The organism is Martelella sp. UBA3392 (genome assembly GCF_002358775.1).
GTDB classification, from domain to species: domain Bacteria; phylum Pseudomonadota; class Alphaproteobacteria; order Rhizobiales; family Rhizobiaceae; genus Martelella; species Martelella mediterranea.
The window spans coordinates 3,506-19,774 of the sequence record NZ_DEPM01000039.1 but is presented as its reverse complement, the minus strand read 5'-3'; the positions used below and the strand labels follow the sequence as shown (position 1 = coordinate 19,774).

Below are 16,269 nucleotides of genomic sequence, written 5' to 3'. Positions count from 1 at the left end.
TGCAGATAAACCGAGCCACCTCTGATCGACAAGCGAATTCCGGTGATGGATGCTCAGATAGCAAGGCAGTTAAAACTTGGTGATGAACGCCTCAATGAGGCATTGTTGTCCTTCGCTAAGAATGCCATGACCCGCTACGAGCCTCGGGTAATTTCCGAAAAAGCAAACGCTGGAGAGCTAAAGGGAACAGTGCATGACGTCGAGCATACGCTCTATTTTCAACCAGACGGATATCGATTCCTAGTACCGGTTGACCTCAGCCAATGCCGAGAGAGAGCGGTGCTTATGGATGGTCACAGATTTCAAGTACACGGTAAACTGCTGGCGAAGGATGGACGCCCGGACCACCTAGTAGTGTTCTCTGCGAAACCAGATCCAGAGTAAGGCGGCGCCCTTCGTGTTCCCATTTTGATTGCTGCAAAACCAGCTGTCAAAATTGCAAAACCGCGCGTCACGCTACACGCGCGTCACGCTACATTTGTGGTGCGCGTGGAGGGACTCGAACCCCCACACCTTGCGGCGGCAGGACCTAAACCTGCTGCGTCTACCAATTCCGCCACACGCGCAACGCAGCTCCATGGTCGCGGTTACGCAACCGGAGGGACGACGTCGCGAAGCCTATTATGCGATGCAGGCGGGCGATGCAAGCCGATATCGTGAAAACGGCGGTCAGGGCGACGGACGTTCAACTGTCATGGCAGCGCCAGACAGAGATGCCCTTTCCGCCCTGATTAATCTACCTATGGTAGCAAAATTAGCCCAAAGGGCCGTTCTCAGGTGGCTGGCGACGGTCGCGAGCGACCTCCGCGGTCTCAGCCGTCGCTTTCCTGATCATAGCGGGATTTGACGTCGTCGATGATCATCATCAATGCCTCCCGCTTGGACTGGCACTCCTTGTCGCGACCATAACGCTCAATGAATTCAGAATGTTCCGTGGTTATTACCGTCGAAAGGCTGGTCAATCCGCGCTTGCGGAAGCCCCGCCGGAAATTGCGCATGTACCGATTCCACGCTTCCCTCTCTTCATCGGACTTGGTGTTTTTCTGATCCTGATTTTCGACTTCATTTCGACCCATAGCCAACCTCTCCTGTCCGCTAATGCTTCCAACCTTCCCGATCGCTCAGACGAATTATAATTATAAACTCCAATCTTAATAAGTAAAGATTTCTAATTTAGGATTCATTTACGTGTATATTATGTGTTGTTAATTGAATAATCGAGATTACTCGTAAATATACACCGAATTAATATTAAATGTTTTTCCTTAAATTCACGAATTGTATATCTCACTTGTCATAAAGCGAAAATTTTCTTCACCACAAGTTTTCGTAATACCATGTTGGCGTCCAAGCTTTCGAAGGGACCCCGCTGGCATAAACTATCATAGGTTGTATTTATTATATAGGATAATATTCCTATCTTGCAAGCACTCTATGGGTATCGGCGGGCGCAATTGTGCCCGACCGTCAGAATGGTCCGAGTTCCTGAAACCACAGGGGGGGATATGAAGGCCGCGTTTGCTCAGATCACGCGGGGCACGACCTGTCCGTCATCGAGCGTTACCTGCCGGTCCATGCGGGCGGCAAGGTCGAGATTGTGGGTGGCGATCAGGGCAGAGAGGCCGGATTGCCGCACAAGCGCCTCCAGCGCCTCGAAAACATAGGATGCCGTCTGCGGATCGAGATTGCCGGTCGGCTCGTCGGCCAGCAGCAGCCGGGGCGCATTGGCCACGGCGCGGGCAATCGCCACGCGCTGCTGCTCGCCGCCGGAAAGCTCGGCCGGGCGGTGCTCGGCGCGGTGGCCGATGCGCAGATAGTCCAGCATCTCGTCGGCGCGGGCTCCGGCCTCCTGCGGAGGCAGGCCGGCGATCAACTGCGGCAGCATGATGTTCTCGCGCGCCGAAAACTCCGGCAGGAGATGGTGGAACTGGTAAACGAAGCCGATGTCGTTGCGGCGCAGCGCGGTGCGCTCGTCATCCGAAAGCGCGGTCGCCTCGCGCCCGCCGAGCATGACCTCACCGGAGGTCGGCTTCTCGAGAAGGCCGGCGATCTGCAGCAGCGTCGATTTTCCGGTGCCCGACGGCGCGACCAGCGCCACCATTTCGCCGGGCATCAGCGTCAGCGAAGCGCCCTTGAGCACCTGCAGGACGGAATCGCCCTGCCCGTATTCCCGCGCGATATCGCGCAACTGAAGTGCGGGAGTGGTCAAGCAAGGCTCCTATTCGTAACGCAGCGCCTGCACCGGATCGAGCTTCGAGGCCCGCCAGGCAGGAAAGATGGTGGCGATGAAGGACAGCGTCAGCGCCATGATAACGACCGTCAGCGTTTCGCCCAGGCTCATTTCCGCCGGCAGCGTGCTCAGGAAATAGAGCTGCGGATCGAACAGCACCGTGCCGGTGATCCAGGAGAAGAACTGGCGGATCGATTCGATATTGAGGCAGACGATGACGCCGAGAAAGACGCCGGCAAACGTGCCGACCACGCCGATCGCGGCCCCCGTCATGAAGAATATCCGCATGATCGACCCCGAGGTCGCGCCCATGGTCCTCAGGATCGCGATATCCTGCCCCTTGTCCTTCACCAGCATGATCAGGCCGGAAATGATGTTGAGGGCGGCGACGATCACGATCAGCGTCAGGATCATGAACATCACGTTGCGCTCCACCTCCAGCGCGGAGAAAAAGGTGCGGTTGTTCTGGCGCCAGTCGGAAATCACGATATCCTCGCCGGCCGCCTCCCGGATTTTCGGGACCACCGCGTCGACATCGTCGGGATGGTCGAGGAACACCTCGATGCTCTGCACCTTGTCGCCGGCGTTGAAATAGGCCTGCGCCTCGGCGAGCGGCATGAAGATGATCGAGGCATCATATTCCGACATGCCGATCTCGAAGATGCCGGAGATCGGATAGGCCTTGACGCGCGGATTGACGCCGAAGGGTGTCACGTCGCCTTCGGGCGAGATCATCGTGATCTTGTCGCCGACGAAAAGCCCGAGCGAGGTCGCCATGCGCGAGCCGATCAGCACGCTCTCGCCGGCGGCGTAGCCGACCATGTCGCCCTCTTTGATGTTGTCGGAGACGGTCTTCAGCTTCAGCATGTCGTCGGGCCGAACGCCGCGCACCAGCGCGCCGCTGCCCGCCCCTTGCGCGCCGGAAACCAGCGCCTGCCCCTCGACCAGCGGAAAGGCGAGACGAACGCCCTCCACACCTTCCAGCTTCTCAGTCAACGCGGCGTAGTCCTTGAAGGGCTCGCCGGCAGGCAGCACCACGACATGGCCGTTAATACCGAGAATGCGGCTCACCAACTCACTGCGGAACCCGTTCATCACCGCCATCACGATGATCAGCGTGGCCACGCCCAGCATGATGCCGACGAAGGAGAATCCTGCGATCACCGAGATGAACGCCTCCTTGCGGCGCGATCGCAGATAGCGCCAGGCCACCATGCGCTCGAACACGGAAAACGGCTTGGCTACCTTCAAACTCTCGTCTGTCTCTGAGGCCGCAGCCATAAATCCGTTCTCCTCAGCGCCCGTTGGTGAGCTTTGCGATCGCGGCTTCCACCGTCATGGCTTCGCGCGCGCCGGTCTTGCGGTCCTTGAGTTCGACCTCGCCATTGGCGACGCCGCGCGGGCCGACGACAACCTGGCTCGGAACGCCGATCAGGTCGGCGGTCGCGAACTTGCCCCCGGCGCGTTCGTCGGTATCGTCGTAGAGCACGTCCAGCCCGGCATTCTGCAAGGCCTCGTAGAGCTTCTCGCAGACCCCGTCGCAGGCCGCGTCACCCGCCTTCATGTTGATGATCACCGCATCGAACGGCGCCACCGAATCCGGCCAGATGATGCCGTTCTCGTCATGGGAGGCTTCGATGATGGCGGGAACAAGGCGCGTCGGGCCAATACCGTAGGAGCCCATGTGGACGGGGTGCTCCTTGCCATCCGGCCCCTGCACCTTGGCGCCCATGGGCTCGGAATATTTGGTGCCGAAATAGAAGATGTGGCCGACCTCGATGCCGCGCGCGGAAAGGCGCTCGCCCTCCGGCAGCGCGTCGAAGGCGGCTTCGTCATGCATCTCGTCGGTCGCCGCATAGAGAGACGTCCACTTGTCGAAAATGCCCTTCAGCGCTTCAGGGCTATCGAAATCGAGATCGGCGGGCGGGATGTCGAAATTGACGAAGTCGCGGTGGCAGAACACTTCGGATTCGCCGGTCTCGGCCAGAATGATGAATTCATGGCTGAGATTGCCGCCGATCGGGCCGGTATCGGCACGCATCGGGATCGCGCGCAGGCCGAGCCGGTCGAAGGTCCTCAGATAGGCGGCGAACATCTTGCGGTAGGAATGCTCGGCGCCTTCGAGCGTCAGATCGAAGGAATAGGCGTCCTTCATCATGAATTCGCGCGAACGCATGGTGCCGAAGCGCGGACGGATCTCGTCGCGGAACTTCCACTGGATGTGGTAGAGGTTGAGCGGCAGATGCTTGTAGGACTTGATATAGGAGCGGAAAATCTCCGTGATCATTTCCTCGTTGGTGGGGCCGAACAGCATGGCGCGGTCCTGGCGGTCGGTGATCCGCAGCATTTCCTTGCCATAGGCCTCGTAGCGGCCGCTTTCCATCCACAAATCGGCGGACTGCATGGTCGGCATCAAAAGCTCCACCGCGCCGGAGCGGTCCTGCTCCTCGCGGATGATGCGGTTGACCTTGTCGAGAACGCGCTTGCCGAGCGGCAGCCAGGAATAGATGCCCTGCGAATGCTGGCGCACCATGCCGGCGCGCAGCATCAGCCGGTGCGAGACGATTTCCGCCTCCTTGGGATTCTCCTTCAGGATCGGCAGAAAATAACGGGAAAGACGCATGACAATCTGCTTTCTGGCTTATCCCGTTCAGTCGGGAATCATGGGGCAAATCAGGTTTGTTCCGGCCCCTTTTAACGGGTTGCGAACGAGAAGCAAAGCGGGGATGCGCGCCGGCAAAAGGGTGATTTGATGGCCGCCTTAGGAAGGGGTTGAAAAATGTCAACTACTTGTAACGTTGCAGAACGCACAAACCTGTTTGTCAAACGTAAAAACTTCTCCCACTGTCGCAAAAATGCAAAATAAGAGATGACAAGGCCCAATCATTGGGCTAGGTTGAGCCCATAAAACAGGCAGGGAGCTTAAATTCTTGCCTTTTATTCGCGGTAAAGTCTTGGGAGGATCGATCTTGGCGCGCTTTGCGCAGCCCCGGCAACGGAACGGATCACGCGATACTTGAAAAACAGGGCCTTCGGCCTTGTTTTTTTTTGGCTTTCAGAAACCGGGCTCCGCTTAAGCCTTTGTTGACCACCGCAACGGGAAGTTGCGGCGCGTCCTTGACCCTGCACGGCGCCTGCACGACAAGAACGGTTCCATCATCTTGTCGAGGCCCCGTTTTGAGCCGTTTTCCGCACGTCGCCCTTCTTTCTGTCGCCATCCCCCTCGCCACGGCCACGCAAGTCCGCGCGGCGGAGTTATCCGACCTCTTCTATCTCGACATTTCCGGCGGGCCGGCGGCGCTGATGCTGCACATGAATGACGACGCGATGGACGATCTGATCGCCAACACCTATTGGGGCATAGACGGGCGGCTGGGCATCTGCAGCGAGGGTCCGTTCAATATCTGCGCCGGCATCACCGGGTTTTCGAGCCTCGGCAGCACGTCCGCGAGCCTGTCACAGCGCTACGGGACCGGCACCAGCGAAACCCGATTCTCCTCGATCGGCGGTTATGTGCAAGGCAAGGCCAATCTCGGCGTTCTCACCATCTCCCCGTTCGCGGGCTACCGGCAGCTTTACCGCGAGGTCGAGACCAGCTCATCGCGTTTCGGCTACCAAAGCGAGGATATCGATACCGGCGCGTTGTTCGGCGGGCTGGAAACCAGCGTCAAATTCATACCGACCGGCCTGGAACTCGGCGCCCGCATCGAATATGGCGCCTCCACGGACGACGCGGCGGCCGATGATTTCGACTACGGCCTCGGCAGCGCCTTCCTGCGCTATAAATTCTAGGTATTTTACGCCGGCCCGATCAGGCGGGCGAGGTCTCCGAGCGTAAAGCCGATTTCCTTTACCACCAGCCACCACAGCGCGAACACCACGGCCGAAACCGCCGAGGTCCACAGAACCACGCGCCAGGGGCGGAATTTGTGGGGTGCGCTCTCCGTGGTGCCGGGCACAATGTCGCCTGCCTCATCCTGGGTCCTGAGGCCGAACGGCAGCACGGCGAACAGGGTGATCCACCAGATCACGAAATAAACGGCAAACGCGGAAAACAGCGACACGTATCAACCTCCGACCGGATGGGCGCCGACGTTCTATCGCAATTCGTACCGGCCAGACATAACTGGTCCGCCGCTTGCGCCACCCTGCGGCCCCTCCTTAAACCGTTTACCCCACTCGAGGCAACGGTGGGAACCATGCGGGGAACAACGCATTACCGGATGAGAAGCGCAACATCACAAGTTCGGAGGCAGACATGGCCGACAAGGCGCAACAGAAGGCGATCGTCAAAGCAATCCTCGAGCGCTATCCCGAAAGCTACGCGGAAGCGCTCCGCATCAATGTCGGCAAAAACACGCCGTCCCCTCTCTACCAATGGCTTCTGTGCGCATTGCTGATGAGCGCGCGCATCAGCGCCAACCAGGCCCGGCAGGCAGCCGCGGCGCTTTTCGACGCCGGCTGGACGACGCCCGAGAAGATGGCGGCGACAACATGGGAGCAACGCGTCAAGGTTCTGAACGAGAACGGCTACGCCCGTTATGACGAGAGCACCGCCCGCTACATCGCCGACACCACGGAGATCATCAATGATCGCTATTCGGGCGATCTGCGCAATCTGCGCAAGGAGGCGGAGAACGATCCGGAGCGGGAAAGAGCGTTGCTCCAGCAATTCAAGGGCATCGGCAAGGTCGGCGCGGATATCTTCTTCCGCGAGGTCCAGGTCGCCTGGGAGGAACATTTCCCCTTCGTTGACCGCAAGGCGGCGGAGGCTGCCGCCGACCTGGGTCTAGACAGCGAGGCGCTGGCCGATCTGGCCGGCAAGCGGGAGAACCTCCCCCGCCTGCTGACCGGGCTTGTACGCGCAGCGCTTGACGACGCGAAAGACGACATACTGGCCGCGGCGGCCTGATTCGGCCGCCGCCTCGCCGATCAGAAGCAGTCGGCGAGCAGCGCCCTTGTATTCTCCAGCGTCATCTTGACCGGGTTGCCGCCGGTGCTTGGATCTTCCATGGCCATTGCGGCCAGTTCATCGATCCGGTCCGGCTTTATGCCCATGGCCGATAGCGTGTCCGGCACGTCCAGCGCTGCCCTGAAGTCAAGAATGAAGTTGTAGAATCCTTCGTAACCACCTGAAATTTGAAGATAATCGGCGGCCAATTTCAGCCTGCCTTCGATCTCCTCGCGGTTGAACCGAAGCACGGCCGGCATCACCACGGCATTGGTCATGCCGTGGTGGGTGTTGTAGACCGCGCCGATGGGATGGGAGATCGCGTGGATCGCGCCGAGGCCTTTCTGGAAGGCGACGGCGCCCATGGCGGCGGCGCTCATCATTTCCGCGCGGGCGTCGATATCGTTGCCATCGGCATAGACGCGCGGGAGGTTGTCCTTCACCAGCCGCATGCCCTCCAGCGCGATACCCTGCGACATCGGGTGGTAATGCGGCGAGCAATAGGCCTCCAGGCAATGCGCCAGCGCATCGAGCCCGGTGCCAGCCGTGATCACCCTCGGCATGCCGACGGTCAGTTCCGGGTCGCAGATGACGATGCCCGGCAGCAGTTTCGGGTGGAAGATGATCTTCTTCACATGGGTCTCGGAATTGGTGAGCACCCCTGCCCGGCCGACTTCCGAACCCGTGCCCGCCGTGGTCGGCACCGCGATGATCGGCGCGATCTTGCTGGCATCCGCCCGCGTCCACCAGTCGCCGATATCCTCGAAATCCCAGACCGGACGGGTCTGGCCCGGCATCATTGCTACCAGCTTGCCGAGATCGAGACCGGAACCACCGCCGAAGGCGATCACGCCGTCATGCCCGCCATCGATATAGGCCTTCACGCCGGCGGCGAGGTTGTTTTCGTTCGGATTGGGATCGACCTCCGAAAACAGGCCGGCCTCAAGCCCGCCATCGGCGAGGATCGCCAGCGCTTGTCTCGTGATCGGCAGGCCGGCCAGCCCCTTGTCGGTGACCAGCAGCGGGCGCCTGATGCCGAGGCTGTTGCAGGCATCGGCGAGTTCAACGATCCGGCCTGCGCCAAACCTGACGGCGGTCGGATAGCTCCAATTGGCTCTCGGGCTCATTTCGTGACTTTCTTCAGATGATAGGATTTTGGCCGGGTGAGATTGTGGAAACCGATGACGGAGAGCGATCCGCCGCGCCCGGTATTCTTGCAGCCCGTCCAGCACAGGCCAGGGTCTAGATAATCGGCGCGGTTCATGAAGATGGTGCCCGTCTCGATCCGCGCACCAAGTGCTGCCGCGCGATCGGCATCCTCAGTCCACAGCGACGCGGTCAGCCCGTACTGGCTGTCGTTCATCAGTTCCAGCGCCTCCTCATCGGAGGACACCCTCATGATGCCGACGACGGGGCCAAAGCTTTCCTCGCGCATCACGCTCATTGAGTGATCGACATCGACAAGCACCTGCGGCGCAAGATAGGCGCCGCCGTCATCCTCCGGAAACAGCGCCGGATCGATCAGCGCCTTGGCGCCGGCGGCAACGGCCTCTTCGATCTGCTGGCGCACGACTGCGGCAAAGCGCTTGTGCGCCATCGGGCCGAGCGTGGTTTCGCTGTCGAGCGGATTGCCGAGCTTGTAGGCGGAAACAAAGGCCACGGCCTTTTCCACGAAGGCATCATAAAGGCTATCGATCACATAGATGCGTTCGATGCCGCAGCAGCACTGGCCGGCATTGAACATCGCCGCGTCCATCAGCGTCGCGACGGCGGCGTCGAGATCGGCGTCGTCCATGACATAGCCCGGATCCTTGCCGCCAAGCTCCAGCCCGAGCGGGGTGAAGGTGCCGGCGGCGGCCCGCTCCATTTCACGTCCGCCTTCAACGGAACCGGTGAAGTTTATGAAATCAAAGGTTTTTGCGGCAATCAACTCGCTGGTGGTCGCATGATCGAGGAACACATTCTGGAACAGGTCTTCCGGTATACCAGCCGAGACAAAGGCTTTCACGATCCGCTCGCCGACCAACAGCGTCTGGCTGGCATGCTTGATGATCACCGCATTGCCGGCGATCAGCCCCGGCACGATGGTGTTGATCGACGTCAGATAGGGATAGTTCCAGGGCGCGATGACGAGAACGACGCCGTGCGGCTCGCGGGCGATGTATCGGCGAAAATCGCCGCTTTCCTCCACGTCGATCGGCGCCAGCGCCTCTGCCGCGATCTTCGCCATATGGTCCGCGCGCTCGTTGACCCCGCCGAACTCGCCGCCATAGCGCACCGGCCGGCCCATCATCCAGGCCAGTTCCGTGACGACCTCCTCGCTCATGGCGTTGAGCGCCTTCACGCCGGCCTGCACCAGCGCGATCCGCTCCGAAAGCGGCCGTGCGGCCCATTCCTTCTGCGCCACGCGCGCCCGCTCAACGGAGCTCTTCGCCGCCGTGGCCGAAAGCGCCTCGCGCTCGGCATAAACCGATCCGTCGACCGGCGAGATACATTGGATCATTGTCATGATCGTCATCCTGTTGTCTTCATAATCTCGTTTCGCTCGCGCCGCTCAAAGTCAGGCGCGTTCGAACCCGCGCGCCACCTCCCAATCCGTGACCCGCCGATCATATTCTTCCTGCTCCCAATCCGCCGCGCGGCAGTAATGGTCGATGACATCACCACCAAACGCCGCGCGCAGCATGTCGGAGCCGTTCATGGCCTCGCGCGCTGCGCGCAGCGTCTTCGGAATTTCGCGGACATCAGCGGCGCTGCCATAGGCGTCGCCGACATAAGGCTCCTCCAGCGTCATTTCCTTTTCGATCCCGTCCAGCCCCGCCGCCAGCAGCGCCGCAAAGGCGAGATAGGGGTTGAGATCCGCTCCGCCGACCCGGCATTCGATGCGGATGCCCTTGGAATGATCTCCGCAAAGCCGGAAACCGGCCGTGCGGTTGTCCTTCGACCAGATCGCCTTGGTCGGCGCGAAGGTGCCTGCCATGAAGCGCTTGTAGGAATTGATATAGGGCGCCAGGAAATAGGTGATTTCGGCGGAATGGGCGAGCAGGCCGGCCACGTAATGCTCCATAAGCTTCGACATGCCGAAGCGCCCGTCGGGATCGTGGAACAGCGGCGTCTTGCCGTCCTTGCTCCATAGCGACTGGTGGACATGGGAGGAGTTGCCGGCGGCCTCGTAGTTCCATTTGGCCATGAAGGTCACGGCCTTGCCCTTCTGCCAGGCGATTTCCTTGCAGGCATTCTTGGCGATCACGTGGCGGTCGGCCATGGTCAGCGCATCGGCATAGCGCACGTTCAGTTCCGCCTGCCCCGCATCCGCCTCGCCCTTGGTGTTTTCGACCGGGATGCCCGCGCCCTGCAGACCGTTGCGGATCGCCCGCATCACATCCTCCTCCTTGGTGGTCTGGAGAATGTGGTAGTCCTCGTTATAGGCGCTGGAGCGGGTCAGTCCGCGATAGCCGGATTGCTGCGCGCTCTCGAATGTCTGGTTGAACAGGAAGAATTCGAGCTCCGTCGCCATGAAGGCGCGGTAGCCGTGGTCTTCCAGCCGGGCGATCTGTTTCTTCAGGATCGCGCGTGGGGAATGCGCGACATCCGCATGGGTGGCGTGGTCTGAAACATCGCACAGCACCAGCGCCGTGCCTTCCAGCCAGGGCACGCGGCGCAGCGTCGAAAGATCAGGCGTCATGGTGTAGTCGCCATAGCCCGAAGCCCAGCTCGTCGCGGCATAGCCTTCGACGGTGTGCATCTCCATGTCGGTCGCCTGAACGTAATTGCAGCTATGCGTCTCCTTGTGGGCGCTGTCGACGAAATGGGTTCCCGTGAAACGCTTGCCCATCAGGCGGCCCTGCATGTCGATCTGGCAGACTAGAACGGTGTCGATGTTGCCGTCCGCGACATCCTTTTTCAGTTGGTTGAATGTGTATTCCGCGCTCATCGGGCTCATCCTGTGGTTCATGCGATCGTCCGGAGCTGGAACACTCCGGACGACCGGTGTCAATGGTGTGGCGGCCCGTGGGCATACGGTGTGCACCGGCCTCTTCCCCTCTCATGCGTCATGCTCGGGCTTGACCCGAGCATCCAGGCGACACGGAGAGCGCTGCCTGGACCCTCGGGTCAAGCCCGAGGGTGACTCAGAAAAGGAGGGACGGCTTGGCGAACAAAAACACTCCCCGCCCAGGCAGCCTCGTCAATCAACCGGCGCGGTAGGGCGGGCCGGCGGCGTTCATGTCGGCCTGATACTGCTTCAGGATCTTGACCACTTCCGCCGTGCGGTCGGTCTCGGCGGCGATCTCGTCCCAGAAGGCATCGGCGGCATCCTCGACCGTCTTCCATTCCGCTTCCGGAATGGTGGTCAGTTCGAGCTTGTCGCCATGGGCGCGAAGCCGCGCCTCGCCGCCCCAATACCAGTGCAGGCGATGCAGGTGTGAACTATCCGTGCACATGCGGAACAACACCTTCAGATGCTCCGGTACCTCCGCCCATTTGTCGGAATTGACGAAGAACGAACCGCACCAGCCGCCGGAAATGTTGTTGGTCAGGAAGTAGTTGGTCACATCCGCCCAGCCGACGGTGTAATCCTCGGTAATGCCGGACCATGCAAGGCCGTCGAGTTCGCCAGTCTGCATGGCGACCTGCACGTCTTCCCACGGCAGCGTGACCGGCACGACGCCGAACTGCGACAGGAACTTGCCGGCCGTCGGGAAGGTGAAGATGCGCAGGCCCTCAAGGTCCGAAAGGCTCTTCACCGGATTGACGGTGGCGAAGTTGCACGGGTCCCAGGCGCCGGCGGAAATCCACTGCACGCCAACCTCGGAATAGGCTTTTTCCCAGATATCGGCGAGGCCGTATTCGTAAAACAGCGTCGGCACATCGAGGCTGAATTTCGAGGCGAAGGGGAAGTAGCCGCCGAATACCTTGATATCGAGCGGCGAGTTCATGGAATCGTCGTCGGACTGGACGGCGTCGATGGTGCCGGCCTGCATGGCGCGGAACAGTTCGCCCGTCGGCACAAGCTGATCGGCGGTGAAGAGCTGGATTTCCATCTCGCCATTCGCCGCCTTATTGAAGTTGTCGATGCAGTCCTTCACCACATGTTCGGCCAGCGCCGGACCGGCATAGGTCTGGAGCCGCCAGGTGATCTTCGACTGGGCGCGCACGACGGCGGGCGCGGCAAGCGCGGATGCGCCGGCCGCGGTCGCAAGGCCCGCATTCCTGAGAAATGTACGTCTGCTGTTCATGTCCGTTTCCCTCTGTTTTATCGAAATCCGGCCTTATGCCGCATTTCGCATTTCCCCCGGCAATGGGGCAGTTGTCGCGCGCTGTCCGCTCCCTCAGCGCGCATAGACAAGGTTCGGCAGCCACAGCGCGATCTGCGGGAATGCCGTGACGATCGCCAGACCGATGATCATAATGATCACGAACGGCCAGACGGAGCGGTAGATATCGACAAGCGATATTTCGGGCGGGGCCATGGCCCGCATGAGAAAGAGATTGTAGCCGAAGGGCGGCGTCATATAGGCGATCTGGCAGGTGATGGTGTAGAGCACGCCATACCAGACGAGATCGAAACCGAGATGGCCGACCAGCGGCACGTAAAGCGGCGCGACAATCACCAGCATCGCCGTGTCATCCAGGAAGGTGCCCATGATGATATAGGAAATCTGCATCAGGATCAGGATTTCCCAGGGGCCGAGCTCCCATTTTTCGAGCAGCAGATGTTCCAGCGCCCTGACCGCGCCAAGCCCGTCGAACACCGCGCCGAAGCAGAGCGCTGCCACGATGATCCACATGAACATGCAGGAAATGCCGAGCGTCTGCTCCATCGTCTTGTTGAGCAGCTTCCATGTCAGCCGGCGCTTCACAAGGGCTGCAACCAGCGCCGACAGCGCGCCGATGGCGGCACTTTCCGTCAGGCTGGTGACGCCCATCAGGAACAGGCCCATCATCAGGAAGAAGATCAGGAACGGGATGATGCCGGCCCTGAGCAGCTTCAGCTTCTCGCCAAGCGGCATGTCGCGCTCTTCCTTCGGCAGCGCGGGCCCAAGCGCCGGGTTCATGCGGCAGCGGATGACGATGTAGATGACGAAAAGGGCAGCAAGCATCAGGCCGGGCAGCGCGCCCGCCACCCAGAGCTTGCCGACCGGCTGACGCGCGATCATGCCGTAAAGCACCAGCACCACGCTTGGCGGCACCAGAATGCCGAGGGAGGACCCGGCCTGGATCACGCCCGAGACCATGATCTTGTCATAGCCGCGCCTGAGCAGTTCCGGCAGCGCGATGGTCGCGCCGATCGCCATGCCGGCGACCGAAAGGCCGTTCATGGCGGAGATCACCACCATCAGCCCGATGGTTCCTACCGCAAGGCCGCCCGGCAACCCGCCCATCCAGACGTGGAACGCCTTGTAGAGGTCTTCGGCGATGCCCGATTCCGACAGCATGTAGCCCATGAAGATGAACAGCGGCAGCGTCAGCATCGGATACCACTTCATCAGCTTCATGCTGGCCGAAAAGCCAAGCTCGTAGCCGCCGGTGCCCCATAGTGCCGCCGCCGCTACCACGCCAACGAAACCGATCGCCGCGAACACGCGCTGACCGGTCAGCATGGTCATCATCATCGAGAAGAACAGCAGAAGCGCGATCATTTCATAGGAGAGGTTCATGCCATTTCCCTCCCCAGCGCCTTCGCCAGGTCCTTGAAGAAGATCGATGTCGTCTGCAGGAACATCAGGAAGATACCGAAGACCATGACGATCTTGATCGGCGCCATATAGGGCGACCAGCTCGAATAGGAGGTCTCGCCATACTTCAGGGCGTACTCCGTGGAGGACACGCCGCCGATCAGCAGGAAGATCAAATAGGTGAACAGCATGATCACGGTGACGGCATCGACCGCCGCCTTCTGGCGCGGCGTCCAGCGGCCATAGATCAGGTCCATGCGCACATGGCTGTCGAGCTGCAGCGAATAGGCGCCGCCGAGAATGTAATAGGCGGTCATCACAAACTGCGCCATTTCCAGCGTCCAGAGCGACGGGTTGAACATGGTCTTCGAGACCGACGACCACAGCAGGATGCCCATCATCACGAAGATCAGCCACATCGCGATGCGGCCGATCACGCGGTTGAAGCCATCGACATAGCGCACATAGGTCCTGATCGCTTGCGGCATTACGCGGCCTCCCCGCCAATGCACTCGCCGAGAAGCCCGGCGATGAAGCCCGCCGCCTTCGCCTGCCCGACCGCATCGGCGATCAGATCGTTGCGGATTTCGATCATGACATTCGGGAGCCGACGTGGCAGCCCATGGCGGCGCAACGTGTGGGTCACACCATCGACCGGTGCATAGGGTTCGTTGCGGCGCACGTCGTATCCGCCCGCGACCTTTGCCAGCATGCAATCGGCAAGCCTGCTGTCGCTGTCATGCAGAATGCCGATTTCGACATCGCGCGTGACGCCCTTGAAGACCGGCGTGAAGGAATGGATGGTGACGATCACGGGCGAACGCCGGGCATTCTGGCGCGCGACAAGCAGGTCATCGATCGCCTTGTGGAACGGGTGGTAGAGCGCTTCCGCCCGGGCAGCGCGCTCGACCGGACGCAGACCGCGATTGCCGGGCACTTCGTAAATCTCGCTGACTTCGGGAATGGCATCCTTCGCCTCAGGCGGCCGGTTGCAGTCATAGGCAAGCCGCGAGAAACGCTGGTGAATGAGGGTGGCGTCGAGCGCTTCACTGAGCAGCGTAGCAACTGCGAGCGCGCCGGGGTCCCAGGCGATATGGCTTTCGAGAAGATCTTCGCTCAGCCCCATATCGCCAAGGCTCTCCGGAACACGCTGGCTGGCGTGTTCGCAGATCAGCACGATATCGCTTTTCGCTTCCGCGCGTTCGATGGCAACAGGCGCACCGTCGCGGGCGCTCAAGAGCCCCGACATTTCCAGCATCCGATCCCCTGATTTTTGTATTTCTTGTTTTGTAAATAGTTCTTCAGAACGCTGGCGTTGTCAATCGCATGATGAAAACTTCTCTTCATTTTTGCCATTGACGGAATTAACGCCGCATCTCTTAATGAGCGCGAACCATGGAGCAGAGCGTGAACGAACCAGTCCGGACAGTCGCCGACATTATCGCCGCCAGCTATGAGGGGCTGACGCGGTCGGAGAAGCGGCTGGCCGACACGATCCGGGAGAACTATCCGGTCTCCGGTCTCGGCAGCATCACCACGCTTGCCGAAAACGCCGATGTGTCGACGCCCACGGTTGCCCGCATGGTGCAGAAGCTCGGCTTCAAGGGCTATGGCGAGTTTCAGGGGCGGCTGCATCAGGAGCTGGAGGCAACGCTTTCCAACCCGATCGCAAAGCACGACCGCCTCGCCCGCAACGTGCCAGAAACCCATATCCTGAACCGCTTCGGCGAGGCCGCGATCGACAATATGCGCCGCACGCTATCACAGCTCGACCAAGCGACCTTTTCAGGCGCCGCCGAGCTTCTCTCCGATCTCGATCGCGCCGTCTATTTCGTCGGCGGCCGCATCACCGGCGCGCTCGCCAGCTACTTCTTCACCCATATGCAGGTGATCCGGCCGAAGACGACGCTGATGTCGTCCAACTCCTCCTCATGGCCGCAGCATATGCTGAACATGGCCAAGGGCGATGTGCTGGTGATCTTCGACATCCGCCGCTACGAGCAGGACATGGCGGTGCTGGCGCGGGTGGCGAAGGAAAACGGGCTGGAAATCATCCTGTTCACCGATCAATGGGCCTCCCCGGTCGCCAAATTCGCCCGCCACACCTTCCGCGTCCACATCGAGGTCCCGTCCGCCTGGGACTCCTCCATCGTCACCCTGTTCGTGGTCGAAGCGCTGATCGAGGCGGTGCAATCGAAAAGCTGGGACAAGACCCGCGAGCGCATCAGCGTGCTGGAGGGACTGTTCGAGCAGAGCCGGCTGTTTCGCAAGCCGGGGTGAGAGCGGTCTGCGGATGCGCAAATCGGATCAATCCACTGCGCCGGGGATCTGCTGGACAAGTGTTGCTGTCATCTGCTGACTGTCGAGCTTGCTCTACGCTGCAGCCCACAATCTCTCCCCTTGAGGGAGAG

15 protein-coding genes and 1 tRNA gene are annotated in these 16,269 nt (G+C 60.7%); 3 read left to right on the top strand and 13 right to left on the bottom strand.

Annotated elements, in window-relative coordinates; all coding sequences use genetic code 11:
- Positions 1–481: 481 nt before the first annotated feature.
- The 5 genes from B4E36_RS03240 to proS form a co-directional block, all read right to left on the bottom strand.
- Positions 482–566: transfer RNA gene (locus B4E36_RS03240), tRNA-Leu, on the bottom strand.
- A 246-nt stretch (positions 567–812) separates the two neighbouring features.
- On the bottom strand, positions 813–1,076 hold the full coding sequence (locus tag B4E36_RS03235) for a hypothetical protein (RefSeq protein ID WP_018066980.1): 264 nt from the start codon (positions 1,074–1,076) through the stop codon (positions 813–815).
- A gap of 446 nt (positions 1,077–1,522) precedes the next feature.
- Complete coding sequence (locus B4E36_RS03230) at positions 1,523–2,209, bottom strand: ABC transporter ATP-binding protein (protein ID WP_292060203.1); 687 nt, start codon at positions 2,207–2,209, stop codon at positions 1,523–1,525.
- 9 nt (positions 2,210–2,218) lie between these two features.
- Complete coding sequence (locus B4E36_RS03225; protein ID WP_292060202.1) at positions 2,219–3,511, bottom strand: lipoprotein-releasing ABC transporter permease subunit; 1,293 nt, start codon at positions 3,509–3,511, stop codon at positions 2,219–2,221.
- A 13-nt stretch (positions 3,512–3,524) separates the two neighbouring features.
- Positions 3,525–4,853 carry a proline--tRNA ligase gene (gene proS, locus B4E36_RS03220; RefSeq protein WP_292060201.1) on the bottom strand — a complete coding sequence of 443 codons (1,329 nt, stop codon included), beginning with the start codon at positions 4,851–4,853 and terminating at the stop codon, positions 3,525–3,527.
- Between the two features lie 554 nt (positions 4,854–5,407).
- Here proS and B4E36_RS03215 point away from each other — a divergent pair.
- Complete coding sequence (locus tag B4E36_RS03215; protein WP_292060199.1) at positions 5,408–6,022, top strand: hypothetical protein; 615 nt, start codon at positions 5,408–5,410, stop codon at positions 6,020–6,022.
- A gap of 5 nt (positions 6,023–6,027) precedes the next feature.
- Here B4E36_RS03215 and B4E36_RS03210 read toward each other — a convergent pair whose 3' ends face one another.
- Positions 6,028–6,294, bottom strand: coding sequence for a DUF1467 family protein (locus B4E36_RS03210; RefSeq protein ID WP_018066974.1), 267 nt, complete (start codon positions 6,292–6,294; stop codon positions 6,028–6,030).
- A 194-nt stretch (positions 6,295–6,488) separates the two neighbouring features.
- On the opposite strand from B4E36_RS03210, the gene B4E36_RS03205 reads away from it, so the two are divergent.
- Positions 6,489–7,142, top strand: coding sequence for a hypothetical protein (locus B4E36_RS03205; RefSeq protein WP_292060197.1), 654 nt, complete (start codon positions 6,489–6,491; stop codon positions 7,140–7,142).
- Between the two features lie 20 nt (positions 7,143–7,162).
- On the opposite strand, the gene B4E36_RS03200 is transcribed toward B4E36_RS03205, so the two are convergent.
- The 7 genes from B4E36_RS03200 to B4E36_RS03170 form a co-directional block, all read right to left on the bottom strand.
- Positions 7,163–8,308 (bottom strand): iron-containing alcohol dehydrogenase, encoded by a 1,146-nt coding sequence (locus B4E36_RS03200; protein WP_292060195.1) that lies wholly within the window; start codon positions 8,306–8,308, stop codon positions 7,163–7,165.
- Positions 8,305–9,690 (bottom strand): aldehyde dehydrogenase family protein, encoded by a 1,386-nt coding sequence (locus tag B4E36_RS03195; protein WP_292060193.1) that lies wholly within the window; start codon positions 9,688–9,690, stop codon positions 8,305–8,307. The genes B4E36_RS03200 and B4E36_RS03195 overlap by 4 nt, the downstream gene beginning before the upstream one ends.
- Positions 9,691–9,741: 51 nt before the next feature.
- On the bottom strand, positions 9,742–11,115 hold the full coding sequence (locus tag B4E36_RS03190; RefSeq protein ID WP_292060207.1) for a glutamine synthetase family protein: 1,374 nt from the start codon (positions 11,113–11,115) through the stop codon (positions 9,742–9,744).
- Positions 11,116–11,371: 256 nt separating this feature from the next.
- A complete protein-coding gene (locus B4E36_RS03185) occupies positions 11,372–12,418 on the bottom strand; it encodes a TRAP transporter substrate-binding protein (protein ID WP_018066969.1) in 1,047 nt (348 codons plus the stop codon).
- 93 nt (positions 12,419–12,511) lie between these two features.
- On the bottom strand, positions 12,512–13,840 hold the full coding sequence (locus B4E36_RS03180) for a TRAP transporter large permease subunit (RefSeq protein WP_345899963.1): 1,329 nt from the start codon (positions 13,838–13,840) through the stop codon (positions 12,512–12,514).
- Complete coding sequence (locus B4E36_RS03175) at positions 13,837–14,346, bottom strand: TRAP transporter small permease subunit (RefSeq protein WP_345899962.1); 510 nt, start codon at positions 14,344–14,346, stop codon at positions 13,837–13,839. The genes B4E36_RS03180 and B4E36_RS03175 overlap by 4 nt, the downstream gene beginning before the upstream one ends.
- Positions 14,346–15,107, bottom strand: a complete 762-nt coding sequence (locus B4E36_RS03170) for an N-formylglutamate amidohydrolase (RefSeq protein ID WP_345899965.1) — start codon at positions 15,105–15,107, stop codon at positions 14,346–14,348. The genes B4E36_RS03175 and B4E36_RS03170 overlap by 1 nt, the downstream gene beginning before the upstream one ends.
- Positions 15,108–15,253: 146 nt before the next feature.
- On the opposite strand from B4E36_RS03170, the gene B4E36_RS03165 reads away from it, so the two are divergent.
- Entirely contained in the window at positions 15,254–16,138 is an 885-nt protein-coding gene (locus B4E36_RS03165; protein WP_345899961.1) for a MurR/RpiR family transcriptional regulator, read from the top strand.
- The last annotated feature ends 131 nt before the right edge of the window (positions 16,139–16,269 follow it).

Bases quoted from the DNA above. Each gene is read 5' to 3' on its own strand.
- B4E36_RS03235 (WP_018066980.1), bottom strand. From the start codon at position 1,076: ATGGGTCGAAATGAAGTCGAAAATCAGGATCAGAAAAACACCAAGTCC.
- B4E36_RS03225 (WP_292060202.1), bottom strand. From the start codon at position 3,511: ATGGCTGCGGCCTCAGAGACAGACGAGAGTTTGAAGGTAGCCAAGCCG.
- proS (WP_292060201.1), bottom strand. From the start codon at position 4,853: ATGCGTCTTTCCCGTTATTTTCTGCCGATCCTGAAGGAGAATCCCAAG.
- B4E36_RS03205 (WP_292060197.1), top strand. From the start codon at position 6,489: ATGGCCGACAAGGCGCAACAGAAGGCGATCGTCAAAGCAATCCTCGAG.
- B4E36_RS03200 (WP_292060195.1), bottom strand. From the start codon at position 8,308: ATGAGCCCGAGAGCCAATTGGAGCTATCCGACCGCCGTCAGGTTTGGC.
- B4E36_RS03195 (WP_292060193.1), bottom strand. From the start codon at position 9,690: ATGACAATGATCCAATGTATCTCGCCGGTCGACGGATCGGTTTATGCC.
- B4E36_RS03190 (WP_292060207.1), bottom strand. From the start codon at position 11,115: ATGAGCGCGGAATACACATTCAACCAACTGAAAAAGGATGTCGCGGAC.
- B4E36_RS03185 (WP_018066969.1), bottom strand. From the start codon at position 12,418: ATGAACAGCAGACGTACATTTCTCAGGAATGCGGGCCTTGCGACCGCG.
- B4E36_RS03180 (WP_345899963.1), bottom strand. From the start codon at position 13,840: ATGAACCTCTCCTATGAAATGATCGCGCTTCTGCTGTTCTTCTCGATG.
- B4E36_RS03175 (WP_345899962.1), bottom strand. From the start codon at position 14,346: ATGCCGCAAGCGATCAGGACCTATGTGCGCTATGTCGATGGCTTCAAC.
- B4E36_RS03170 (WP_345899965.1), bottom strand. From the start codon at position 15,107: ATGTCGGGGCTCTTGAGCGCCCGCGACGGTGCGCCTGTTGCCATCGAA.
- B4E36_RS03165 (WP_345899961.1), top strand. From the start codon at position 15,254: ATGGAGCAGAGCGTGAACGAACCAGTCCGGACAGTCGCCGACATTATC.